25 protein-coding genes are annotated in these 24,522 nt (G+C 42.3%); 12 read left to right on the top strand and 13 right to left on the bottom strand.

Annotated features, from left to right (window positions below; genetic code table 11):
- Positions 1-35: 35 nt before the first annotated feature.
- From L4D12_RS21000 to ovoA, 6 genes are all read right to left on the bottom strand, one after another.
- Positions 36-485: an META domain-containing protein gene (locus L4D12_RS21000; protein ID WP_428449791.1), complete on the bottom strand. Its 450-nt coding sequence runs from the start codon at positions 483-485 to the stop codon at positions 36-38.
- 67 nt (positions 486-552) lie between these two features.
- Positions 553-858: a cysteine-rich CWC family protein gene (locus tag L4D12_RS20995; protein ID WP_428449790.1), complete on the bottom strand. Its 306-nt coding sequence runs from the start codon at positions 856-858 to the stop codon at positions 553-555.
- Between the two features lie 180 nt (positions 859-1,038).
- Complete coding sequence (locus tag L4D12_RS20990) at positions 1,039-1,467, bottom strand: ankyrin repeat domain-containing protein (RefSeq protein ID WP_428449789.1); 429 nt, start codon at positions 1,465-1,467, stop codon at positions 1,039-1,041.
- Positions 1,468-1,513: 46 nt separating this feature from the next.
- Positions 1,514-3,022, bottom strand: a complete 1,509-nt coding sequence (locus tag L4D12_RS20985; protein ID WP_428449788.1) for a catalase — start codon at positions 3,020-3,022, stop codon at positions 1,514-1,516.
- Positions 3,023-3,272: 250 nt separating this feature from the next.
- Complete coding sequence (locus L4D12_RS20980) at positions 3,273-3,581, bottom strand: hypothetical protein (protein ID WP_428449787.1); 309 nt, start codon at positions 3,579-3,581, stop codon at positions 3,273-3,275.
- A gap of 508 nt (positions 3,582-4,089) precedes the next feature.
- Positions 4,090-6,207: a 5-histidylcysteine sulfoxide synthase gene (gene ovoA, locus L4D12_RS20975; protein ID WP_428449786.1), complete on the bottom strand. Its 2,118-nt coding sequence runs from the start codon at positions 6,205-6,207 to the stop codon at positions 4,090-4,092.
- Positions 6,208-6,285: 78 nt separating this feature from the next.
- Between ovoA and L4D12_RS20970 the strand changes: the two genes are divergently transcribed.
- Positions 6,286-6,837, top strand: coding sequence for a hypothetical protein (locus L4D12_RS20970; protein WP_428449785.1), 552 nt, complete (start codon positions 6,286-6,288; stop codon positions 6,835-6,837).
- A 77-nt stretch (positions 6,838-6,914) separates the two neighbouring features.
- Here L4D12_RS20970 and L4D12_RS20965 read toward each other — a convergent pair whose 3' ends face one another.
- A complete protein-coding gene (locus L4D12_RS20965; protein ID WP_428449784.1) occupies positions 6,915-7,223 on the bottom strand; it encodes a hypothetical protein in 309 nt (102 codons plus the stop codon).
- Between the two features lie 541 nt (positions 7,224-7,764).
- On the opposite strand from L4D12_RS20965, the gene L4D12_RS20960 reads away from it, so the two are divergent.
- Positions 7,765-8,256: a GNAT family N-acetyltransferase gene (locus L4D12_RS20960; protein ID WP_428449783.1), complete on the top strand. Its 492-nt coding sequence runs from the start codon at positions 7,765-7,767 to the stop codon at positions 8,254-8,256.
- Positions 8,257-8,269: 13 nt separating this feature from the next.
- On the opposite strand, the gene L4D12_RS20955 is transcribed toward L4D12_RS20960, so the two are convergent.
- From L4D12_RS20955 to L4D12_RS20945, 3 genes are all read right to left on the bottom strand, one after another.
- Positions 8,270-8,824 carry a GNAT family N-acetyltransferase gene (locus L4D12_RS20955; RefSeq protein WP_428449782.1) on the bottom strand — a complete coding sequence of 185 codons (555 nt, stop codon included), beginning with the start codon at positions 8,822-8,824 and terminating at the stop codon, positions 8,270-8,272.
- 122 nt (positions 8,825-8,946) lie between these two features.
- A complete protein-coding gene (locus L4D12_RS20950; RefSeq protein ID WP_428449781.1) occupies positions 8,947-9,393 on the bottom strand; it encodes an SRPBCC family protein in 447 nt (148 codons plus the stop codon).
- A 978-nt stretch (positions 9,394-10,371) separates the two neighbouring features.
- Positions 10,372-10,950 (bottom strand): hypothetical protein, encoded by a 579-nt coding sequence (locus L4D12_RS20945; RefSeq protein ID WP_428449780.1) that lies wholly within the window; start codon positions 10,948-10,950, stop codon positions 10,372-10,374.
- A 555-nt stretch (positions 10,951-11,505) separates the two neighbouring features.
- Here L4D12_RS20945 and L4D12_RS20940 point away from each other — a divergent pair.
- The gene (locus L4D12_RS20940) at positions 11,506-12,714 is read left to right on the top strand and encodes a NupC/NupG family nucleoside CNT transporter (protein WP_428449779.1); all 1,209 of its coding nucleotides are present in this window, start codon (positions 11,506-11,508) and stop codon (positions 12,712-12,714) included.
- Between the two features lie 84 nt (positions 12,715-12,798).
- On the opposite strand, the gene L4D12_RS20935 is transcribed toward L4D12_RS20940, so the two are convergent.
- Positions 12,799-13,680: an NAD(P)-dependent oxidoreductase gene (locus tag L4D12_RS20935; RefSeq protein ID WP_428449778.1), complete on the bottom strand. Its 882-nt coding sequence runs from the start codon at positions 13,678-13,680 to the stop codon at positions 12,799-12,801.
- Positions 13,681-13,924: 244 nt separating this feature from the next.
- Here L4D12_RS20935 and L4D12_RS20930 point away from each other — a divergent pair, with 244 nt between their 5' ends.
- The 4 genes from L4D12_RS20930 to L4D12_RS20915 all read left to right on the top strand — a co-directional run bounded on the left by L4D12_RS20930 (position 13,925) and on the right by L4D12_RS20915 (position 18,871).
- Positions 13,925-14,524, top strand: coding sequence for a hypothetical protein (locus L4D12_RS20930; protein WP_428449777.1), 600 nt, complete (start codon positions 13,925-13,927; stop codon positions 14,522-14,524).
- Positions 14,525-14,774: 250 nt separating this feature from the next.
- Positions 14,775-16,598 (top strand): protein translocase subunit SecD, encoded by a 1,824-nt coding sequence (secD, locus tag L4D12_RS20925; RefSeq protein ID WP_428449776.1) that lies wholly within the window; start codon positions 14,775-14,777, stop codon positions 16,596-16,598.
- 2 nt (positions 16,599-16,600) lie between these two features.
- On the top strand, positions 16,601-17,497 hold the full coding sequence (gene secF / locus L4D12_RS20920; protein ID WP_428449775.1) for a protein translocase subunit SecF: 897 nt from the start codon (positions 16,601-16,603) through the stop codon (positions 17,495-17,497).
- Positions 17,498-17,677: 180 nt separating this feature from the next.
- Positions 17,678-18,871: a cystathionine beta-lyase gene (locus L4D12_RS20915; RefSeq protein WP_428449774.1), complete on the top strand. Its 1,194-nt coding sequence runs from the start codon at positions 17,678-17,680 to the stop codon at positions 18,869-18,871.
- Positions 18,872-18,943: 72 nt separating this feature from the next.
- Here L4D12_RS20915 and L4D12_RS20910 read toward each other — a convergent pair whose 3' ends face one another.
- A complete protein-coding gene (locus tag L4D12_RS20910) occupies positions 18,944-19,597 on the bottom strand; it encodes an HD domain-containing protein (protein ID WP_428449773.1) in 654 nt (217 codons plus the stop codon).
- 67 nt (positions 19,598-19,664) lie between these two features.
- Between L4D12_RS20910 and L4D12_RS20905 the strand changes: the two genes are divergently transcribed.
- Positions 19,665-20,015 (top strand): hypothetical protein, encoded by a 351-nt coding sequence (locus L4D12_RS20905; RefSeq protein WP_428449772.1) that lies wholly within the window; start codon positions 19,665-19,667, stop codon positions 20,013-20,015.
- Between the two features lie 134 nt (positions 20,016-20,149).
- On the opposite strand, the gene L4D12_RS20900 is transcribed toward L4D12_RS20905, so the two are convergent.
- A complete protein-coding gene (locus L4D12_RS20900; RefSeq protein WP_428449771.1) occupies positions 20,150-20,452 on the bottom strand; it encodes a hypothetical protein in 303 nt (100 codons plus the stop codon).
- A gap of 398 nt (positions 20,453-20,850) precedes the next feature.
- On the opposite strand from L4D12_RS20900, the gene L4D12_RS20895 reads away from it, so the two are divergent.
- From L4D12_RS20895 to L4D12_RS20880, 4 genes are all read left to right on the top strand, one after another.
- Positions 20,851-21,438, top strand: a complete 588-nt coding sequence (locus tag L4D12_RS20895) for a DNA-3-methyladenine glycosylase I (RefSeq protein WP_428449770.1) — start codon at positions 20,851-20,853, stop codon at positions 21,436-21,438.
- 73 nt (positions 21,439-21,511) lie between these two features.
- The gene (locus L4D12_RS20890) at positions 21,512-22,435 is read left to right on the top strand and encodes a cation diffusion facilitator family transporter (RefSeq protein ID WP_428449769.1); all 924 of its coding nucleotides are present in this window, start codon (positions 21,512-21,514) and stop codon (positions 22,433-22,435) included.
- A gap of 105 nt (positions 22,436-22,540) precedes the next feature.
- Positions 22,541-23,878, top strand: coding sequence for an N-succinylarginine dihydrolase (gene astB, locus L4D12_RS20885; RefSeq protein WP_428449768.1), 1,338 nt, complete (start codon positions 22,541-22,543; stop codon positions 23,876-23,878).
- A gap of 111 nt (positions 23,879-23,989) precedes the next feature.
- A complete protein-coding gene (locus L4D12_RS20880; protein WP_428449767.1) occupies positions 23,990-24,511 on the top strand; it encodes a DUF2058 domain-containing protein in 522 nt (173 codons plus the stop codon).
- The last annotated feature ends 11 nt before the right edge of the window (positions 24,512-24,522 follow it).

Raw genomic sequence — 24,522 nt, 5'->3', positions numbered from 1 at the left:
GATTGTTTTGGGTACATTGATGCGTGACTGATGGCTTAGAGCGGATCGCCTTCATCAAGAATTTCTTCTGGCTGGAAAGTTAAAACATGTTGCTCAGAAGTGAGTGTGAGAACATTATTTTCCAGTGATGCATTATTCCACTCTTGTAATGATGTTGTCATTATCGATTCAACAGTGGCTTGCTCAGCCTGAATACAGGCCATTTTGGTTGAGCCCATGCTAGTAATACGGAATTTGTTTCCGTCGGCAATTTCAGCGCGACCCGTAAAGCGGTTACAACCGCCAAACCCCGCCACATTAAGGTCAGCATCGATAGCCATTCCTGTCATGATACGAGGTTCACTGATAGCAAGGTCCTTCCCATCAATTTTAGTCAGTACCCAGCTATGCTGAAGGCTATCAACCGTTAACACCTGCTTGGTCGTGGTATCACAGCCAACCAGAAAGAGTGAAATAGCGGATAATAGAATAAGCCATCTCTTCATTTGTATCACCTTAAATGTATTTGTATGGATATAATATTAGCACTCAGCAGAACGTTAGAATGCAGTGCTAGAGTAAAGGTAATTTCTCTAAACATTGTCGACAAACACAAGCTCCGGGCTTGAGGGCGCTAATATCACGTTTGTCTAACTCAAAACACCAGCAGGTTGAGTGTCCGGCACTTATCTCACAGAAGGCGGGTTTGCCACATTGGCTACAGATATGCGTAGAACGAATGCCTTGGATTTCTTCAATTTTCACATCTTGCTGTTCATCGCTCATCGCCGGCCACTGACTCAGTTCTTTCATTGTTCGATGGCATCCGCTACAGATACCGTTATGGTTTTTACATTTCGCGACACAAGGTGTTTTCACTGCAGGGTCTATTCATAGTGTATGACACGATAATGCCACACTACCACAGAGTGGCTAAGGTGTCTTGGCTGAGCGGTGTGGCGGTGTCATCATTTTATAAGTCTAAGTGAATGCTCACAATTTTCAGCATATCGACAAAACCATACATTTATTGACCCTTTAAGGTGACATGAGTATTTGTCATTCAAGTTGTCTTATAAAATCGCCTTTTCCATACATTTCAGCAAACTGCGCTAATGTGAGTCCTGCTTTATTTGTAGAATGTACATTGCAGTCTTCTTTATACAGTGTTTTTACTATACCTAGTTCTGCTTTTATCAAGGCTCCCATTATTGCGGTATTGCCTCGTTTATCTTTGATGCAGGCATTCGCACCGTGCTTGAGAAGAGTATCAACGGCTGCCGCTTGGCCTGAGTATGCTGCGACCATTAATGCTGTATAGCTTTGTTTATTTGTAATATTTACCGGGAAACCTGCTTCAAGGTATTTTTCCAGAACATCAACTTCACCAATTCGAGCCGCGCTAAAAAAGTAGCTAACAAGCTCATCATTTGCATGTGATACCATTGACGTTAAACATAATATTATGCTGATGATTATATGTTTCATATCGCCTCATTAAAGCCAGCACACAGACATGTGCTGGCTATTATCGTTACAGTTTTGATGCTAAATGTTTAACTTGTTTAATATCACCATTAACCGCTTTGGTTAATCGAGTACCATAATCACGATCAGCTTTATAGAAGTAGCTTAACATCGTTGCTTGGACGTGTTTGTTCTCTACTTTACCCAGATCACCCGATAGATTGGTGATGAGATCTTTCTTACCTTGCTCACTAAGCGTGTTATAAAACACACCCGCTTGGAAAAAATTACGCTCATTTTTGATTGGCATTTGTTGTGTCATGCCGATTAGTTTTGTTGAAGTGGCTTTGTATTGAGTATCATCTGACAAATTAACCATATTGCTCGGCTGGTAGTTAACATCAGACGTTGTATTGCCGTAGTTAGCGCTACCATCTTGGTTATAGTTTATCTTACCGATTTTCGGTGCATTAATCGGTAATAGTGAATGGTTCGCGCCTAAGCGGTACATTTGTGTGTCAGCGTACGCAAATACCCGTCCTTGTAGTAGGCGGTCTTCTGATGGCTCGATACCTGCAATCACGTTGGAAGGAGCAAAAGCGGCTTGCTCCGTTTCTTGGAAGAAGTTGTCAGGAACACGGTTAAGCGTCATGGTTCCGACTTTCTTTTCTGGTACGTCTAACCAAATTTTAGTGGCGTCCAGTCCATTGTAATCAAGCTTCTTGAGTTGTGCTGGTGTTAGCACTTTCACCATGAGATCCCATTGCGGGTAGTTTCCTTTCTTTATTTCACCATAAAGATCATTAGTGAGGTGATTAAAATCCATCCCCTGAACTTTAGCGATTTCGTGGGGGCGCAGGCTCTTGATACCTTGATGGCTCTTCCAGTGGAACTTCACATAGTTAACGTCACCTTTTTCATTCACGAATTTGTAGGAATGGACACCAAACCCATCCATTTGTCGGTATGATGCAGGAACCCCGAGGTTTGAATAAACCTGTGTCAGCATGTGTGTTGCGCCAGGCTGCGTACTTAGGAAATCAAATACGCGGTTTGCATCTTGAACATTGGTCACTGGTGATGGTTTGAATGCATGTACCATGTCAGGGAATTTTTTAGCATCACGGATGAAGAATACCGGAAGGTTATTACCGACCAGATCCCAGTTTCCGCTATCTGAATAGAACTTAGTTGCGAAGCCGCGTGGATCGCGCAGCGTTTCTGGTGATCCTTTACCGTGGACAACGGTCGAGAATCGGACAAAAACCGGTGTTTCTTTGCCTGCTTTTTGTAAAGGGGAAGCCATGGTTAAGGCACCGAAGTCACCACTTGATACGAATACACCATGTACACCTGTGCCACGGGCATGAACGACACGCTCAGGAATGCGTTCACGAGCAAAACGCTGCAGTTTTTGAATTAAATGCACATCTTGAAGTAGAACACTACCTGTTTCTCCGGCAGTCATAGAGTTTTGGTTATCGCCAATCGGGGCACCATTGTCACGGGTAATTATGGATGCTTGAGCGGATAGTGTTATAGCCAATGAAGTGACTAAAAGGGTTTTCTTAAACATGTATTTTCCTATTGTATTACTTGATAAAGCAATACCGATAATATAATCGAAATTGCAATATAATTAAGTTGAGACGATATAAATTGTTATATCTAAGGTGTATAGGTTAATTTTCGACATGATGATCAAATTTATGGTTGTTAATTACAATATATAACCTGTTCTTTTTAATTTTAATAAGTGGTATATAATTCTTTATGTTATATTTAAAATGCTTACACGAGCACTAAAATGTTTGTTATCTTGTGCATTATCTATTGATTGAGTGGAAATAAAAACGAGATGATTCTTCACCGTATTCATTTGTGGCTTTATATTTGATAGATTGAGAATTTTCTAATGTTATAGGAATAAATACACGGCCGTTTTTGTCTGTTTTATACATTTCACGATGTTGAGGTACATTTGTAATAGATACTGAGCTATTCGCTGCAGGTTGTCCGTTATTCGTCACTGTCACCCATGCACCATTATGTGTATCAGCAACGTGGATGTTTGCCAATGCATATGATGATACAAGAATGGTTGATGCGGCAGTAAGTAGTTGTAATTTAATCATAAATATTCCTTTGCGTTGGTATTGTTTGTTTTTACAAAATCACGTGTTTAAATGTGATGCTATTTATTGAGTGTTTAATCTGGATAATTAGATCCTGGAATTATCGTTTTTAACTATCACCATAATTATATGTATCTCTAACTGAACATGTAAGGAAATCCCTTCCAAATCAAGTACTCAATCACAATAGCGGTAAACAAGATGAACAGCTATTAATTACTTTAATAGATTATACCTATTGGAATTTAAAGACTATTTAGTGATAGCAGGGGCGATAGTTTAAATGAGTGCTGATGTGCAGATATGAATAGTGTGAAAAATGAACTTATTTTAAAATATAATCTTTTAAAACAAAAGGTTGTGTTTTATTGTTTTGAGTGAGCAACTAATGATATTTAAATATAAAATCAGTTGCTCATAAAATTGTTGAATATATCTATATCTAAGTTAATAACTAATGATGATTGAGTTTTATACACCTATTTAAAAGATCATACAAATAAATTTGTTATGATCGCAGTCGCCATATTGTCATTTCTGACAAGGAATGCTGAAATTTTCGTTTCGTTTCTCGGATCACGAAGGGGATCTCTTTCACTGCGATTAATTCAAAATGCGGGATCAGCGTTTCGGTTAAGCCATCCAGCGTGGTAAAGTTTTCACCATGTACTTTTACCCCTCCCAACCAGTTCGCTTTTTCGGTGTATTCTTCCAACCAGGTATAAGGTGACGTTATAACCAGATAACCGCCATTATTGAGTCGCTGATGGATAGTTGTCAGGAAGTGTTTGGGATCATTGAGGCGATCAATCAAGTTTGAGGCATAGATAAGATCATATCCTGAAAACTGGGCTTTAAGGTTACAGGCATCACCTTGAACAAAGTTGATTTTATTGGCAATAGTCTCATAACCCAGCTCAGACAGGGTTACACTCTTAAATTCGACGAGATCGCCTTCTGTTTTGATGGTGTAGCGTTTTTCTCCTTGTTCGGTCAGCGAGTAGGCTTGCTGTATAAAGCGAGCGGAAAAATCAATGCCGTCGACATGATCAAAGACTTTTGCTAGCTCAAAGGATGCTCGGCCGACAGAGCAACCAATATCGAGTGCTTTATGGTGATGAGCCAGTTGAATTTCTTGTAAGCATTGATGGATACCATGGACACAGAAATTAGATACAGAGAAGTACTCTTTTCCGTAATGGAATTCGAGATATTGAGAAATAAGCTCGTCAGTTTCATAGATATTGAGTGTTGCCATGGTGGTAGGATCTTGTGTTGACTCAACGTAACGAAATCCTGCATGTTGGTAGAAATGGCGACGAAAAGCATAGCGGGATGATCGGATAGATTCATTGCCGGTTGAAATCCAGGAGCCTCCTTTTATCAGGTTATGTTTGCCATCAAAGGTTGGGGTAGAAAAGTCATCATAAAGAGGATGGACCTGGAAGCCCTGGAAACCATCAATGCTTGTTTCTGTCCATTGCCATACATTACCAATAATGTCGCAAAAACCTTCGTGTTCAAAGCGGTCGACCGGACAAGAAGAGGCATAGTAACCCAGTTCAATATTGCCGGGTGGCTCATCCCACAGTGGTGAGTCGTTATCAATATTTTTCCGCAGTAAATACCATTCGGCTTCTGTCAGTAAGCGAATAGGCCGTTGCATTTGCTCGGCTTTCCAGTTACAGAACGCTTTGGCTTCAAGTTGGTTAACTTCTACAGGCCAATTTAATGGCAGCGAAATTTCCTCGGTTAAATTACGTTGCAGCCACTGTCCGTTATGGTAGCGCCAAAAACGGGGCATCTCAGCGTGAGTATAATGAAGCCAGGCTTTACCTTCTTCATTCCAATATCGAGGATGCCGGTAACCATCTGCACGGACAAATGCCATGAATTCTTGGTTAGAGACCAGGAATTTTGCGGCGTTGAAATCGTCAATGTGAAACGGCTGTTCACCGTATTCATTATCCCACCCATAAGTTGGATCATTGCTGGATTTACCTAATACCACGGTCTCACCCGATACAGAGAGCAAGCAGTTATCAGGGGCCGAAGCCGTATCTTTGCAGGATGACCAGCGAGGATCGGAATTGACTAACTCAATCGGAAGCTGTCGGATAATAACGGAAGATGTTTCTAAGTGGATACGTTCATGCTCGATCCCCATCATTAATACCCAAGCGACATCCTCTTGGGTGATGGGGAGGGTAATATCCATGGTATTAATGAGCTGATTAACCCTGTGCTTAACCGTGTCTCGATATGCCTTCACGTCAGGAACAGATGGCCAGTTATAATGACTATCATCTAAATCATCCCATGACATTTCATCGACGCCGATTGCAAACATAGACTCAAAGTGTTCATTGACCCGAGTATCGATGTATTTTCCCAGTTTAAGTTTATTAATATAGAAGGTTGCAGTATGGCCAAAATAGAATATCAGAGGATGGCGCAGTGGTTCGGCTTTGAGGTAATAGCCTCGATCATGATTGATGAGTTTAAAGAGTGATTCGTACAACTCCCAAGTGAGATTAAAAGCCGATTTAAGTTGCTGTCGTTTTTGTTCAGGGTCTTCACCCGTTAGTTGCAGTGTACGTGTTGCATATTCTAACGACTTATCCATTTAACAACCTTTTCCTGAAGTAGCGTATAAATAAAGATAGACACTGACAAAATGGTTTCAATGAAAAAGGCCATAATTATGAAAGAGTCAAAAATCAGATGGACGGTCCCAACATGGACATTGGTCGGCATAGGGCTATTACTCAATATTATCTCGGCAATGATGACTAATTTTTATATTGATGAGCTAACCCGGCAGGCAAATTCACTTATTCAGCGACAGCAGGCAAACGAAAAACTGATTAGTTTAACCTGGCAACAAGTTGAAACGATTGAGCGAAAACGGGAGCATATTTTAGTACTGCTAGCGACCAGTGAAGCGGCTAATACCACTCTGCCAGAGGTGATTGAATTGCAGTTGCAACAGGATGTGAATAACTGGCTACATCAAAATTTAACCAGTATTAGATTGGATAATTTACCCAACGTAATGATAAACATTGATACTGCCCAGATGGCATTGAGAGATAAAATTAATCAGCTTTATCTTGATAATTTAGATCTGGTAACTGATTATGGTGCGAAGATGAAATCGATATCTCGGTTACGAAATTTGGCTTTATTTTTGCAGATAATTGGATTGGCATTAGTTTTAGCCAGAGATCTCAATTGGCGTGATTATGCAAAATAAGCATTCTCGCGGTTACAGGCTCGCATGGATGAGCAAGGCTCTCGCGAGAGAGCCAAGGAAAAGAGTTTACTTACCCGCTATTTGTTGGTTGAGTGGAAAGCAAAACGAGAAGAACGTTTACCACTTTCTGTGGTTGCTTTGTATTTGATAGAGCGTGAGTTTTGCAAGGTTAAAGGAATGAATACGCGGCCGTGCTCATCGGTTTTATAACTTTTACGTTGTTGCGGTAAATTCGCAACAGAAACGGATGCATTAGCTGCAGGTTGGCCATTTTCGGTGACTGTTACCCATGCCCCGTTGTGCGTATCAGCGACACGGATATCTGCAATTGCAGAAGAAGACATAAGGATCACAGCGGCAGTCGTAAGTACTTTAAAGCTAGACATAATTTTCACCTTACTATTCATAATCGATGGCTTAAGCCGTTTGTTGTATGTGTCCAAAGTGGTAGCTACTGATTGGTCACATTCACAAGATAAGACCAGCCATCAAATACTATCTTTCATCATCATTATTGTTATGTTGTTAACATAAGGAATTAAGTTTGATACTTTTTTCATCTTAAGTATTAATGGACGGTTTTGCGCAATAATGTCGCTTAATCAATATATTTCATTCAGTTTTAGTATAGCTAGAAGAATCAACTTAGAAACTGTGAAATTTTACATTTATGTGAAATTAAATATTAACTTATTGATTTTTAACTGGTGTTTGTGTGTTTCAAACTCGATTATTATCGAGTGCTATTTTAGTTATAACAAGCAGTTATAACCACGGACTGTTGTATTTTTTAATTATAAAATAAGCGTGGTAATTCAATTGTTTTATAAAATATATATAATAATGTAGCTGTATGTTAGACCACAATGGTATTGTTTTTATTGAAAAAATTTCTTAGTGTGACTTATTGTTATAAAGGAAGAATACATGGATGTTGTGATCAGGCATGTTGAAAGAAAAGATATAACTGCGATTAGGGATTTATATGCGGGGAGTAGAGCATACAGTGGCACTCTGCAATTACCTTATCCTTCGTTAGATAAATGGGTTCAGCGTATAGAGAACATGCCAAGTAATGTGTATAGCCTATTAGCGGAGAACGATGGGAAAGTTGTTGGTCAGGCTAGTTTGCACATTGAAGAGAATCCACGCCGTCGACATGTTGCGGGCGTAGGCATGGCCGTCCATGATGATTTTCATCGAAATGGGGTGGGGACCCAGCTGTTATCGGCACTCGTCGATTTAGCTGAAAACTGGGCCGGTGTCACACGGATAGAGCTGACAGTATACACAGATAATGACGCCGCGATTGCTTTGTATGAAAAGTGCGGCTTTGTGATTGAAGGGACGGCTCGTCATTATGCTTTTCGCAATGGTGAGTACGTTGATATTTACTATATGGCGCGTATCAAGGTATAAATTTAGGTGCAAGTTATGGTGTAGCAGGGCTAGGTTCTGGGCGTTTCATTTCATAGTATTCGAGATCTTCGGAAATCATATTAACCCTGATAGCATCGCTTTTTGTCATGACATGGTTCATTCCAATTTTTTGCATTACTTTGCCTGAATTGGCTTCTCGACTAAAATGTTGACCATAAACACTGTCTATATTGAGACGATTGAAGCCAAATTCAACAAGCCGTTCAGCGGCTTCTGTGCAATATCCTCTTCCCCAGTAAGGCACACCAACCCAATAGCCTAATTGTGCTTTTCCATCATCAATATTATGCAACCCAACACATCCGATAAGTTGGTACGTTGATTTGAGCGTAATCGCATAGATGGCGGAATGTCCACTGTTCCAGCCAGCAAGCAGTTTCCCTATCCATTGACCAGCCATGCCATCTTGATAGGGGTGGGGAATATTGATAGTGCCGTTGGCGATGGGCTCTTCGCCTGCGAGCTGCTGAACTTTAGTGCTATCGGCAAGCTGAAAAGGGCGAAGGATCAACCTAGATGTTGTGAGTAATGGCTGGTGTGTAAGCATTATTCTTCCTATGCATAAATGTAGGTATAGCTATAGTAGATAGTGAAGAACGCCCTTTGACTAGCGACTAGATCAATTACTGCGCAAATAAGCAACAAGTAACATATGTTTTGTGTGATGTTCTAACGAGAGGACCAAGTAGACTCGCCATAGCTGGCTAAATTATGTAATGCTTTTTTCAATTTTTTTTCAAAAATGAACTTGATGATCCAGCCTGTACCAATGATTTTGGGGCTGAACTTGATGCGATAGTGGATTAAGCTATTTTGAGCATTCAGACTTTGAAACTTTATCCAACTGCCATGCTCATTAACGGGACCACCTTGGATAATTTTACAGTGAAGGTGCTCATTTTCTTTGTAATCAATAATTTGTTCATGAATAACAAATGGTCCGGATGATATTTCCCTAATGGCTCCAATACCATTACTATTGGGTTTTCCTTTTTTTATTAAATGATAATCATCACCAAAAAAACGACCAAGATTATCGTGATCGGAAAGCAACTGAAATAGCACTTTCTTTGGAACTTTTGCTATTTGCTCAATAGTTATAGTGTGAATGCCCATAAAGGCGCCCTTTGATAGCAAACCATTTTGCCATGGTATCACTTGTTGATTTTGTGTCAAATTACAGTTAATTAATCGTACTGCTTTTGACATGCATGAGATTGGGTATGATGATTGATTCATCATGAATGGCATTTGGTCAAGCTAGCTAAAAATCATTGTCTCTGCGAGAGTATATACCCCAGTCAGCTCAAGATGATCGTTTTAGTAAGAAGGTATTGGCTTCTCATCAATCAAGGTTCTTATTGCTGGTTTGGGCCAGAAGTGTGATTAAATTAGTATGTTATCAAGCCGATAGTACGTTTTTAAGGTTGATATAGGTGGAATAAATGATAATGGTCACAAAAAAAATGCAAAATCAGTATTGCAAATGAACCATTAGCCTCTTATATTTGAATGGTTGTTGATAACAAGTAGAGGGAGAGATTCTCCAGTCGGAACACTTAATTTACAGATTAAGCACATTTCAATTCCATCTCTTTGTGTTATCGCAGTTCTTTAACTCCTGGAAATTTACCACCAATCACTTCACAGTGATTAAATTAGTTTTATTTTTTTAGCGAGCATTGACACTATATCTTTACCAAATTGTCATATTGATGTCATGGAAGAAACGGTAAAGTAGAGTGTATCGGAAGAGTAAGAACGGTATTATATTTGAGAAATATCAACCTTACTCGTTTTGGAAAATGAGAGGTGTATTATGGCTAATAGAAGCCGTCGTCAATGGTTTTATCACCAGTCACAGACGAACAATCTAAAATGTAAATCAAAGTAATCTGTAGTCTACTACCATATATACATTGTTGTATTATGTCTTTGATTTAGAAGTGTAAATATGTAAAAAAGCCGGAAGCATCTAGTGATCCAGTGTTTCTGGCGTTATTCCTTTTGTTTGATGACTTATTCCCTCTGTGTTGTTCGATATTATCTTGTTCATTGTTAACGCAAACGTTTTCCTTTATTGTTTTCTAGAGATTAACGATATATTTTCCCTTCAACATGAACATTTTCGTTTATATCAGAGATAGGCGCACCGCCTAAAAAGATGTTTCCTTTCACAACAAGAAATTGTGGTAGCTCAGTAATTGCCGTGTTAGCAAGGTATAAGTTTCCCCCGACATAGAGGTATGGCGGAAGCGCTTTGATTTTGGTTCCCATCAAACTTAAATCGCCTTTTACTTGTAGGCCATTGTTGATCGATGTGATGGCCGAATGCGCTAAATTTATATACCCACCAACGTTAATATTTAATGGTAGCTGGGTTATTTGACTGTATGCCAAGTCAAGGTTACCTTTTACTGTTAATGCATTGGGTAACTGGGTCAGATGGCTATTTTCAAGGTTGAGGTTGCCCTTAACGCGCATAGGGTCAGGCAGACGGATGTTGGCCGAGTTACGCAGTGATACGTTACCGTAGGTATCTGTATAATTCAGTAGTTGTTGCTCTGAGACGAATTGTCCCGCCACTGTTGTTGTGGGTATAAGAGCTGCCATTATCGTGATAAGGCAAATCTGGGTGATGTTAATGATGCGGAACAAAAGGCGCATATTCATACAAGCTATCTACATGAAGTGTGGTGTCGTATTTTGGTCTAAAGCACAGAAAAAGTAATTATTTATCGTTATTTAGGCATCTCTTTATTCGGTTTACCAGACATTTCCTCACAAACATAGCCGTATCGCGGCTAATCTAAGATAGATTCTGGCTTGAGATAATTGACACTCGGAAACATTCTCTTACAGTTGATTGATATTTGTTCAGTTAGATGACGATCACAAAAAAAATGGCATTTGGGGTTTTAATTGTGATGTATATCTCTATATACTCCGCTTCCGGCCAGAACCATTAAGTTCAGCCACCTTAGTTACAAGCTGTCACCAGGACATGTGAACGACCCACGGAGTTGGACCGGCATTAATTTAGCTTGTTAATTAGGTGACTCGTATGTTGTACAGTTGGGCGGACATATCTACACTTTCCGGGCATCAAAGCTTGGAACCTTCCTGTTTTGCTTTCTCCCCGAAGGCGATGTTTCCCATTGTATTGCAGACAGTAACACCTTCATTTTTCGGCACCACAATATATAGTCAGAGTAACAGGACGAAATAATGCAGTTGTTAATTAGTTTTGCCGGTATTTTTGTACTGGTATTATGCGCATACGCGCTATCTGAAAACCGTAAAGCAATCAATTGGCGAACGGTTGGAGGGGCGATGGTGCTTCAGGCCAGTTTTGCTGCTTTGGTATTGTATATACCGTTTGGGCAAAAGATGCTGGGGGCCATGAGTAATGGCGTTGCTAGCGTATTGGGTTTTGCCGATGAGGGGATCAAATTTTTATTCGGTGATCTCGCTACTACTGGTTTTATTTTTGCTGTTCGCGTCCTTCCTCTTGTTATTTTCATCAGTGCTCTTATTTCCCTTCTTTATTACCTTGGCGTGATGCAGTGGATCATCAAAGTGATCGGCGGTGGCATTCAGCGTGCTCTGGGTACAAGCCGTGCTGAGTCATTAGTTGCAACGGGTAATATCTTCCTTTCTCAAGGTGAGTCACCACTTCTTGTTCGTCCTTTCTTAGCTCAAATGACTCGTTCAGAACTGTTTGCAGTAATGACTGCGGGTATGGCATCAGTTGCTGGTAGCGTACTGGGTGGCTATGCGGGTCTGGGGGTTGATCTTAAGTACCTTATTGCTGCTAGTTTCATGGCTGCACCAGGTAGTTTGATGATGGCGAAACTACTGGTACCTGAGCAGAGTGTAGCGGTTGAGCAAACAGAGATCGAAATGGCCAAGAGTGAGCATAGCAATGCAATTGATGCTCTGGCTGCTGGTGCGATGAACGGTATGAAAGTTGCTGTCGCGATTGGTACTATGTTGATTGCTTTTGTCAGTGTGATTGCAATGGCAAACGCCGGACTAGAAAGTATTGGTGAGCTGTTTGGTCTACAGGGGCTCACCTTACAGGCAGTACTGGGTTACTTGTTTGCTCCATTGGCGTTTGTTATTGGTGTTCCCGCTCATGAGATGCTACAAGCCGGTGCTTTCATTGGCCAGAAAGTGATTCTGAATGAGTTTGTTGCATTCCTTGATTTCGTCAGCATCAAAGAGACGTTGTCACAGCATAGCCAAGTGATCATTACATTTGCACTGTGTGGCTTTGCAAATATTGGTTCAATTGCCATCCAGATTGGCTCTATCGGTGTGATGGCTCCAGAGCGTCGTGCTGATGTAGCAAGTTTAGGCCTGAAAGCGGTCACTGCCGCAACACTGGCAAACCTAATGAGTGCAGCGCTGGCTGGTATCTTTATTAGCCTATAACGAAGCATGTTAAAAAAAACCGCCAGCGATGGCGGTTTTTTTGTATCTGGCTTTTGTCGTTAATTCGCTGTTGAGCGGTATGTCCTAGCGCGAGTCATTATCAAATTGCTTAATAAGTACGGAGGTATCTGCTCGATTGAAACCACGTTGTTGCAGTTCGGCATATTTCTCATCAACCTGTTTGGTGAGTGGAAGGGGAACCTCCAGCTTGTGTGCTGCGTCAAAACAAATGCCGAGATCTTTACGCATCCAGTCAATGGCGAAACCAAAATCGAATTCCCCCTTGGCCATGGTCGCAGCGCGATTTTCAAGTTGCCATGAACCTGCTGCCCCATGCTTGAGGACTTCGGTCATTTTTCCGATATCCAGACCAGAAGACTTGGCTAGGATGATGGCTTCAGACAAGCCTTGTAAAATACCCGCAATGCAGATTTGATTGGCCATTTTGGTGATTTGGCCATAGCCGACATTACCCATTAGTGTGGTTGCTTTGGCAAAGCAGTCGATAACAGGTTTGGCGATGTTAAAGACTTGTTCGTTGCCACCTACCATTACGGTGAGACAGCCATTAATTGCCCCTGCTTCACCGCCTGAGACTGGTGCATCAAGAAAGTGGAGTCCTTTCGCTGTCGCAACGGCGGCAATTTCACGAGAGACTTCGGCTGAGGCTGTGGTGTTGTCGATCAGGATCGAGCCTGTTTTCGCGCTTGACAGGATACCATTCTCACCAAGATAGACTTCACGTAGATCATCATCATTGCCGACACAGGAGAAGATAAAGTCGGCATTCTCTGATGCAAGGGCTGGCGTTAGCGCCACGTTGCCCGAATAAGTCTTAGCCCATTGCTGGGCTTTCGTTACCGTTCGGTTATAGACGGTTACGTTATGACCAGCATTCGCTAGGTGTCCAGCCATAGGGAAGCCCATTGTGCCGAGTCCAATAAATGCAATGTGTTGTGTTGTCATAGTCAGCTTCCCAGTATTTCAAATAGCGAGTTGTATAAAAGAGCGAACACTATATAAGCCAGACTAACCACATACAATCACAAATCCCACAATATGATCATGAGTCAATTTCATTTTTTGTGGATTATTAAGTACTGAAAATCAAAATTAATTCCGGATAAATGGGTGAGAGTTAAAATAATGTCTTGTCTATCCCTGATACTGACCCTATTATGCGAGAAGTTATGAGGAGAAGATCGACTTAATGCTAGTTTCGATGTTACGTGTTTTCATGTTGGTATTGTGTTTTGGGGTAGTATGGCCGAGCCATGCAAGCTCAGAGCTGAGTGTGCCGAATGAATCCAGTATCATGCAGCATTTAAACGCGGTATTTACATCTCCCGATACATTGATTATGCCGGCTCATGTGACTCAGCACCTTGCAGAGTCAGCCTCATTTGATGCTTTTTTTGCTCAATCTCATGGCAATCCACAAGCATTAGATTCTGATCATACACTGGTGTGGGATTTTGGTCAGGATAACGCATCCGGGCACTCACCTGCAGAGCAATCACAAAGTAATCAGCATTCGCAAGAAAGCCGTAGTTTGGATCCTGCATTAGCCTGCTCATCTCGGATGGCGAATTTGCATCGTCAAGATCCTGAAGAGATAGAATCGCTGTATCAGTTGGCTATCGAATTACCGATTGAACCCGCACCTAGTTTTGCAAAAAATTATAGCGTTGATTTTCATTCAGCGTTAGATTGGACGTTAAAAGCGCCCTCTTCATCCAGCCGTATCTCTGGTTGGAAAGACAGTAACCTTATCTATACCCTTTACCCGCATCGTTTATCGCTCGCGTAATTTTATTTCGAATATCTCTTTATGACGTATACGGCATAGTGCGCGTGGTTATTGGTCAATGGTTATTAGTGATTAAATCCAGAGCCACAACCTCGACGACAGTGTCTCCGTCTTTATTACGCCTATCAGTTTCGTATTCAGTGAATTGACTGATAAGGCAAGTATTAGAACACCTAATGATGTTGTGTCAGTAGGTGGCAGTTAAGCATCAGTCTATGGCGTTATTAACTGCATAAATTGGCGATAAATAATGAGTAAACACAATCCTCATCGATTATTAAATCATTACTCCGCATGGAAGTATGTTGTGCTGATTGCGACCCTCTTAGTGATGATGCTCAGTGCGATTCCAACGTGGTATGGCGAAAATGGCGCGGTTCAGATAGCAGCCAAAGGGATTCCGACGCCCGATCTTGTGGCCATTCAAAAAACGCTGACCGAACAGGGTATAGGCGTTAAACGCATCGATCAGAAGCCAGGTAAAACAATTGTCATACTTGACAACGAAGCTCAGCAGACTAAAGCGCGTGCAGTGCTTGCAAAAATGATGGGCGGCGCTAAAAGTGAATCACAGCTGACATTAGCAATGGAACCTGCGGCGCCACAATGGTTGCAGGATATGGGTTTTGAGCCCATTAAACTGGGCCTCGACTTACGCGGTGGTGTGCAGTTCCTGTTGGATGTGGATGTGGATCAAGTCTACAAGGCTCAAGCGGATCAATTGCAGGACGAATTGCGTCAGGAGTTTCGTAAGCTAAATATCCGTAACGCACGCGTTGAAGCTGAAGGCGTTGATAAGCTGTTGGTTCGTCTGCCTAATGATGAAGCGAATGGTAAAATTCGTCGATTTATTAGTACTAATTATCCCCAGTGGCAGGCAATGAATGCTTCAGGTAGCGGTGTTGAGCTGACGCTAAAAGAGAGTGAAAAATCAGAGCTGCGCAATTTGACCGTTCAACAGAACTTGCAAACGATGCGTAGCCGTATTGAAGAATTAGGGATTACTGAAGCTTTAGTACAGCGTCAAGGTGAAAACCGTATTCGAATTGAACTGCCGGGTGTGCAGGATCCTGCTGCCGCTAAAAATGTGATTGGTGCAACGGCTAGTCTAGCATTCTATCCGGTTCGTGAGCTGGGTAGCGGTAGTACGATGACATTGCCAGATGAAAATGGTCGAGATGTCCGTGTGGCTCGTAAGCCTGTACTGGGTGGTGATCATATTATTGATGCCCGTGCCAGTTTTGGTGAAATGGGTATGCCAGAAGTCAATATCACCCTTGATAGCACGGGTGGCAAAATCATGTCTGAATTCTCCCGTCACAATATTGGCAAGCCAATGGCGACCGCATTTAGCGAATACAGCCGTGATGCGAACGGTAAAGCGGTTCAAGAAAGCAAGATCATCAGTGTTGCTACCATTCAGAGCCAACTGGGTAACCGCTTCCGTATTACGGGCACTGGTGCGATGGAAGATGCTCAGCAACTGGCTTTGCTGCTACGTGCAGGTTCACTAACAGCACCTGTCACCATTGTTGAGGAACGCACTATTGGCCCAACGTTAGGTGCTGAAAACATCGATAATGGTTTTGCTGCATTGGCTCTGGGTATGGGCATGACGCTATTGTTTATGGCGTTCTGGTACCGTCGTTTAGGCTGGGTGGCGAACATTGCACTGATTTGTAACATGATCATGCTGTTTGGATTGTTGGCTCTAATCCCTGGTGCGGTGTTGACCTTGCCGGGTATTGCGGGTTTGGTACTGACCGTCGGTATGGCCGTTGATACTAACGTTCTGATCTTCGAGCGTATCCGAGACAAATTAAAAGAAGGTCGCAGTATGGCACAAGCTATCGACCGCGGCTTTAGTAGTGCATTTGGCACCATCTTTGATGCTAACTTCACGACAATGATCACCGCTGTTGTGTTGTACGCCATCGGTAATGGCCCGATTCAGGGCTTTGCTTTAACACTGGGCTTAGGCCTGATGACCAGTATGTTTACCGGTATTTTTGCTTCCCGTGCCATCATTAATTTGGTGTGGGGCCGTGATGCTCGACGCGAGGTGCGAATTTAATAATGCTAATTACAATGAAAAATGCCACTAAGTGGCGCTACTTTACCAGTGTTGTCTCTGTGATCTTATTGCTGGGTTCATTGATCATGATTGGGGTGAAAGGCCTTAATTGGGGCTTAGACTTCACCGGTGGTATTGTCACTGAAGTGCAAATGAACAGTACGATACCAAGCAGTGATATTGATAAACTGATGGATAAGAGTTTGCATCAGGATGTCAGCGTGATTGCGGCAGGAGAGCCTGGGCGTTGGGTGCTGCGTTATGCGATCCCTCAGCAAGGGCAAGCTCCCGATGTTAAAACTGTACTTAAACCATTGGATGCCAATTTGCAGGTACTGAATACCAGTATTGTTGGCCCACAAGTCGGTCAGGAACTGGCAGATCAAGGAGGCTTGGCTCTGTTGGTCGCTGTGTTGTGTATCTTAGGTTATTTAAGTTACCGTTTTGAATGGCGTCTTGCTTCTGGTTCCGTGTTTGCCTTGGCTCATGACGTTATCTTTATTCTGGGTTTCTTTGCTGCAACCCAAATGGAATTTAACTTAACGGTTTTGGCTGCCGTGCTCGCTATCATGGGTTATTCATTAAATGACTCTATTATTATTGCTGACCGGATCCGTGAACTTCTGATCGCAAAACCCAATAAGACGATTCAAGAAATTAATAATGAAGCTATTGCGGCAACGTTCTCTCGTACAATGGTGACATCCGGGACTACGTTAATTACCGTCGGAGCCCTATGGATCATGGGCGGTGGGCCGCTAGAAGGTTTCTCTATTGCGATGTTTATTGGTATTTTGACCGGTACTTGGTCATCGGTATCCGTTGGTACGACCTTGCCTGAGTTGTTTGGTCTGAATTCATCGCATTACATGCCAAAACCGATCACAGAAGAGCTTTAATCTGTTAGATATTACCTGTCACTAAGGTATTTGGGCCGCACGCGTTGTGGCCCTTTTTTTATGCGTCAACGGCTCAAATGCTGAACTAACTGTGTTAACGTTATAGCGCAACGCTGCATTTTGCTGTTATTTAGCATGTTGTATGATGCGATACGATTAAAAAAGGAAGTTTGAGAAAGCATGGATAAAAAAGCACTAGAGACAAAAATCGTTACAGCTGGTCGCTCACGAAAGTGGACTCAATCATTAGTAAACCCACCTGTTAGCCGGGCATCAACGATAGTATTTGATTCAGTGGCTGAGATGAAGCAAGCCACGCAAAACCGCACCAATCAGGGCTTGTTTTATGGTCGCAGAGGGACGAATACTCACTTCGCATTTCAAGATGCCATGGTTGAGTTGGAGGGAGGGGTTGGGTGTGCGCTATATCCTTGTGGTACCGCGGCTATCACCAATGCCATTCTGTCATTTGTAAAAGCGGGTGATCATATCTTGATGGTTGATGGTGCTTATGAGCCGACCCGTGAGTTTTGCGATAAGATCCTCTTAAAAATGGGGGTTAAAACCACGTATTACGATCCGCTCATTGGCGAAGGGATCCGTGAATTGATTCGCCCCAATACCACGGTGCTATTTTTGGAATCCCCTTGTTCCATCACGATGGAAGTCCAGGATGTCCCTACACTAGCTCGTATTGCTCATGAGCATGATTTGGTCGTGATGCTGGATAATACTTGGGCTTCTCCAATTAATTTCCAACCGTTTGATCATGGTGTGGACATTTCGATTCAAGCTGCAACTAAGTACATTGTTGGCCATTCAGATGTGATGTTGGGTACAGCCGTTGCGAATACGCGTTGCTGGGATCAGTTACGTGAAAGCAGTTATCTGATGGGGCAGTGTACGTCCCCGGATGATGTGTACTTGGCAATGCGAGGATTACGCACGCTGGGTGTGCGAATGAAGCAGCACCAAGAAAACAGCATTAAAATAGCGCAATGGCTTGCTGAGCGAGAAGAGGTTGACCATGTTCGCCATCCCGCATTTGAAAGTTGTGAAGGGCATGAATTTTACCTGCGGGACTTCAAAGGCTGTAATGGTTTGTTTTCGGTTGTGCTTAATCGTGGCAATACTGCGGCACTAACAGCACTGCTTGATGGCATGAGTCATTTTAGTATGGGCTACTCATGGGGAGGATTCGAAAGTTTGATCCTCGCAAATGAAAATATCAACAACTTACGTACGGTCGCAAAGAAAGATTTTGCTGGGCCAATGCTTCGCCTGCATATCGGTCTTGAGAATGCGGATGATTTGATCGCTGATCTTGAACGAGGTTTTGATCGCTTAAATGCGGCACTCAGGCAGGCCTTGTAAATCATTGTGTTTGTAGCGCTTAGGCTAAGCGCTACAAACCGATATTTTATTTACCTATCAAGGTGCGACATTTTACGTGAATGTTGTGCCAATCTCGTGATCTAATTGGGTCAAAAATCCTTTCATATACACTGTGCGTTGATGTGCTTCTTTGCTTGCCGCTGGCGTATTCATTGTGGCTTCAAGGGTAAAGAGTTTGGTAAAAAAATGATCAATACAAAAGGCTTTATCATCCCGTTGGCGGTTTTGACCAAAAGGGTCGTCTGCAGAATAAAGTTGGGACTGAAAACCCGTACCGACTTGAATGCAGCGGGCGATACCTATCGCTCCCAGCGCATCAATGCGATCGGCATCTTGTACGATCGCCGCCTCTAGGCTGCGAACCGGAATATTCGCGCTGTAACTGTGCGCCTCAATGGCGTGATAAATCGCATCAAGATACTGCGCTGGATAATTAATGGTGCGAAGAAATTGTATGGCATCTTGCGCAGCCAGTGTGGATGCTTGATGTCGCAACGGGTCATTCTTTTTCAAGGTGACACAATCATGCAGCCAGGCCGCTGGAAGAATGATGGCCAGTTCAGCATCCTCTTCAGCTGCAAATTGTTTGGCTGCAGCAACGACTCGTTGGATATGACTGAGATCGTGAGCGGGGTCAGTCTCCGAACGTTGTTGAATAAACTGTGTTAATACAATTTCGAGTTGAAAAAAGTCTATTTTTGTCATGGTTAATCTGCACTCAGTGAGCCGCTTTTGTCTACGCTTTAGTAAAACCCATAGTAAAGGGGATACCATGAAAAAGACAGGGTATTGGAGTGGAGTCAGTTTGTTAGCAATACTGTTGATGGGGTGTTCGAGTGCTGATTGGAACAAATATCAATTATTTCCAGATGAATATACTTATAATCCGCCATATGACAGTATTTATCACTATGGTTATAATCAAGGATGTGAAACTGCGCTGAACGCGAAGGGTCTCGCAAATACGCAATCCGTGAAAGATGCTACTCTAGATCGCAGTGATACTGACTATGATGCTGGCTGGAATGCGGGAAACAAGGCGTGTATTGGTGGTCAGCAGGTACTCATGCCATCATCACGGATCATGCCGGGCAGTTCAGTTCATGATCAAGTAACATATTGAGCAAACAGGTTGAACTGATTGTAGTGGTTATGACATTTTCTGCTGAGGTAGCATAAAAAAACAGACCTGATTAGGTCTGTTTTTGATGGCGATCTTTTTGCAGTGATAAAAAGCGAACCTATCCGGTTTGAATTTTAATCGTTCGTAACTGCAATAGGATCAGGCCTTGTCAGTGAGTGTAGTTGACCGTCACAAAATGATACCGGTACCACAGCATGCACTTCAGGTAGTAATAAAAAAGCGTCGTTCTTAGAATCGTTATTTATCTCCACTACGATCTGGAGATATTGATCCAAAGCTCGCTGAAGGGCTGGCGTGCGTATTTTTTTACCTTGTTTGCCAAACTGACTATATTGACCTTTACTGGAGTAAACCCAAATGTTGAACGGGTCTTTTCTCGTTTCAAGATGCTCGATAAAATCGGCGATATGTCTCATAAAAGTCCTTTTATATTAATCAATATCTGTGTATTGATTATTCCATTATGGAAGGAAGGTTGTTTTTTTCAATTTGATTTACAATCCCTTCTTCACTATGTGACGTCGTATACAAAATTATGAAACTGATGATAGCAATAATAATCCATTAGTAGCACTTTTGTATCACCGTCAATATATTGCTCGTAGTTATTACCCTATTGCTTTGTGTTATACACAATAATTCCCTGCTGGTATTATTTCAAGGGTAGATGAGATATTTTACATGGTAAATGTGATAATAAGTACGCTGTGTGGTTTAACTTTATACAGAATATAATATTGAGCTATATATCGATGAAATACATAACAAAAATGCATTACAAATGTTCTGGATTAGACGTGGTAGGGAGTAGGCGATGACTGAAAATGTATGTGCGTGGGCAATGAAGCAGCCATTGGAAAGACGATATCATGACAATGAATGGGGACGGGTAAATAAGAGTGATAAATATTTGTTCGAATTTATCACGTTGGAAGGGGCACAAGCGGGATTAAGTTGGTATACCATATTAAAGCGTCGTGATGCTTATCGAGTTGCTTTTGATAATTATGACTTAGACGTATTAGCTCAGTATGATGATATCCATGTTGAGGAAATTATTGTGCAACATGATGTAGTTAGGCATCGTGGGAAAATTCGTTCTGTTTTTACGAATGCGAAAGCGGCTCAACAGTTAATTGCAGAATATGGCAGCCTTTCTAATGCATTATGGCAATTTGTTGATCATCAACCCGTAGTTAATTATTGGGTTACGATGGATGAGGTGCCCGCATCAACCGTCGAGTCAAAAGCGATGAGTCGATTTTTGAAGAAAAAAGGTTTTAAATTTGTCGGGGAAACGATCTGCTATGCGTTCATGCAAGCGGTTGGGATGGTGAATGATCACCTCGTATCATGTCATTGCCACAAAACAGTTATCCAATCTCAATCACTCGATGCGTAGGCTGCTTGGGGATACAATCGCTGCCTGTTATCATGGAACTCGTTAGTCATGGATTAAAATAAAGTTGGAACAAATGGCAGAAACACCCGTAAAAATCATTCATCGTGTCACCTGGGTGGGATCGATTGTAAACGTGGTACTGGCGGTATTGAAAATTACGGTTGGTAAGCTAACAGGCAGTCAGGCATTAATTGCCGATGGTGTGCACAGCTTTTCTGATTTAGTGACAGATAGTGCCATTTTGATTGGATCTCGCTACTGGACTGCACCTGCGGATAAAGAACATCCTTATGGACATGGTCGTTTTGAAACGTTAACCAATATTTTTATTGGTGTGATTCTCGCCCTTGTTGGGATCGGAATTGGTTGGGATTCTCTTTCGGCATTAGGACATGAAAAAACAGCATCGCCAGGGTTGCTCGCTTTGGGCGCCGCGACCGCTTCTATCATTATTAAAGAGGTTCTTTATCGTTGGACTGTGATACAGGCGAAACGTATAAATAGCCGTTCATTGTACGCTAATGCTTGGCACCATCGCTCAGACGCATTAAGTTCACTACCTGTTGCAATTGCGGTAATTGTTAATTTTATAGCTCCTGGTCTGCATTACCTCGACCAAGTAGCCGCTTTGATTGTTACAGCGATGATATTAAAAGCAGCTATTGAAATTTTATGGCCCGCGATTCAAGAGCTGACGGATGCTGAAGCTGATAGCCATATTGATGCAAAAATACATCTCTTTGCGCTTGAAGACCCCTTGATTAAAGAAGTTCATGCCATTCGTAACCGCCGTACTGGTAGTTCCATATTGCTAGATTTTCATTTGCTGGTTGATCCTGCGATGAGTGTTGAAAAAGCGCACTCCGTCAGTGAAAGTTTCAAGACCCGTATTTTAGAGCAGATAGATGAAGTGGTTGATGTGATTATTCATATTGAGCCCTATAACTGTGCAGAACGCATCATTAACCCTTGTTGCAAAGATAAGGGGTGTGATTGATATTGCCCAATGATCTCAAGATGCATATCGGCTGAAATGTGTATATTGAGGCCGCTTGTACATTGCCTTTAGATAAATAGTGCGACAATCAAACAGGGAGTGTTTATGAAAGCGCTGGAAGCAAATTTTGACGGGTTAGTAGGCCCCACTCACAATTATAGTGGCCTATCGTTTGGTAATGTTGCGTCAGCAAAAAATCAGACGAAAGCATCAAACCCGAAACAGGCGGCGAAGCAAGGACTGGCAAAGATGAAGGCTTTGTCAGATCTTGGTTTAATTCAAGGTGTATTAGCGCCACAAGAGCGCCCTGATATCAATACATTGCGCCAGTTAGGATTTACCGGTAGTGATAATACCGTGATCACTTCTGCAGCCAAGCAAGCCCCTCAGCTATTAGCGGCATGTTGTTCTGCATCCAGTATGTGGACAGCAAATGCCGCAACAGTTTCCCCGTCAGCAGACACCTTAGATGGGAAAGTGCATTTTACCCCCGCCAATTTAGCCAATTCATTCCATCGTTCTATCGAACATGAGGTGACTGGACGTATTCTGCAAGCAACGTTTGCTGATGAGGCGCACTTTGTTCACCATTCAGCCTTGCCTAGCTCTGAACAGCTTGGTGATGAAGGGGCCGCAAATCATACCCGTTTTTGTCAGGAGTATGGCGAACAAGGTGTCGAGCTGTTTGTTTTTGGGCGCTCTGCCTTTGATGGGCGCTTTCCTTCCCCTAAGCGGTATCCCGCTCGTCAGACTTACGAAGCATGCCAAGCAGTTGTGCGCCTGCACCAGCTCGATAGCGAAAAAGTGGTGTTTGCCCAGCAGAATCCGGCGGTGATCGATAAAGGTGTTTTTCATAACGATGTCATTGCGGTCGGCAATAAGAATTTACTGTTCTGCCATGAACACGCTTTTTTAGATCAGCATGCCGTTATTGATGAGTTATCGCTAAAATTGTCCGGCAATTTTCAGGTGATAGAAGTGCCGACTCAAGCGGTGTCGATTGATGATGCCGTCACCAGCTACCTGTTTAATTCCCAATTGCTGACCATGCCTAATGATCAGACGGTACTCGTTGTACCGGATGAATGTCGTAGTAATGATCATGTATGGGCTTATCTTTCTCAATTATTGGCAGATAAGCGAGGGATTGATGCTATCAAAGTGTATGATCTCAAGCAGAGTATGGCTAATGGCGGTGGTCCGGCTTGTTTGCGACTTAGGGTGGTATTGAACGCAGCGGAACACTCTGCGGTAAACCCTGATACTCTGATGTCAGATTTATTGTTTGAAAAGCTCAATATATGGATTGATCAGCACTACCGTGACCGACTGTTAGAACATGATTTGGCAGACCCGCAGTTGTTGGATGAATCACGTTCTGCGCTTGATGCACTTACTCAGATAATGTCTTTAGGCTCGATCTACCCGTTTCAGCGAGAATAACATCTGATTGCTTTTTGATGTATAGACGATTGCTGGGTATCGAAGTTGACGATGCTTTTGGTATAATTAAAGCAATGAGATTTATTAACCTGTGCCCGTGACGGAGTCTACATGGCAAAGCTATCCCTTCAAGAGCAGCTGCTACAAGCTGGTCTTATTGATAAGAAAAAATTAAAAAAAGCGGGAAAATCGTCTAAAAAGTCTCGCACTTTACGCAAAGAAGCTAAAGCGGCAGTTGAATCGAACAAAGCTTCTCAACTTGCTCAAGATCAAGAATTAAATCGTCAAAAGCAAGCCGAAGCAGATAAAAAGGCTATTGCATCTCAGGTTAAACAGTTAATAGAGATGAATAAAATTGACACATCAAACGGTGATATTGGTTATAACTTCACTGATGGTACATTAGTGAAAAAAGTGTATGTGGATAAAGCAACCCAAGATCAGCTCGTAAGTGGTCGCCTTGCTATTGCTCGCTACCTTGATAGCTATGCGGTTATCCCTGGCGTAGTCGCAGATAAAATTAGCCTGCGTGATGAATCAAGCATTGTATTGAACAACATTGTTTCAGAGCAGGAAATGGATGAAGATGATCCATATGCAGCATTCCAGATCCCTGATGATCTAATGTGGTAATTTTTTATAAT

The sequence above is a fragment of the Photobacterium nomapromontoriensis genome, assembly GCF_050336815.1.
Classification (GTDB): Bacteria; Pseudomonadota; Gammaproteobacteria; order Enterobacterales; family Vibrionaceae; genus Photobacterium; species Photobacterium nomapromontoriensis.
The sequence above is the reverse complement of the archived record's forward strand: the minus strand, read 5'-3'. Positions and strand labels throughout refer to the sequence as shown.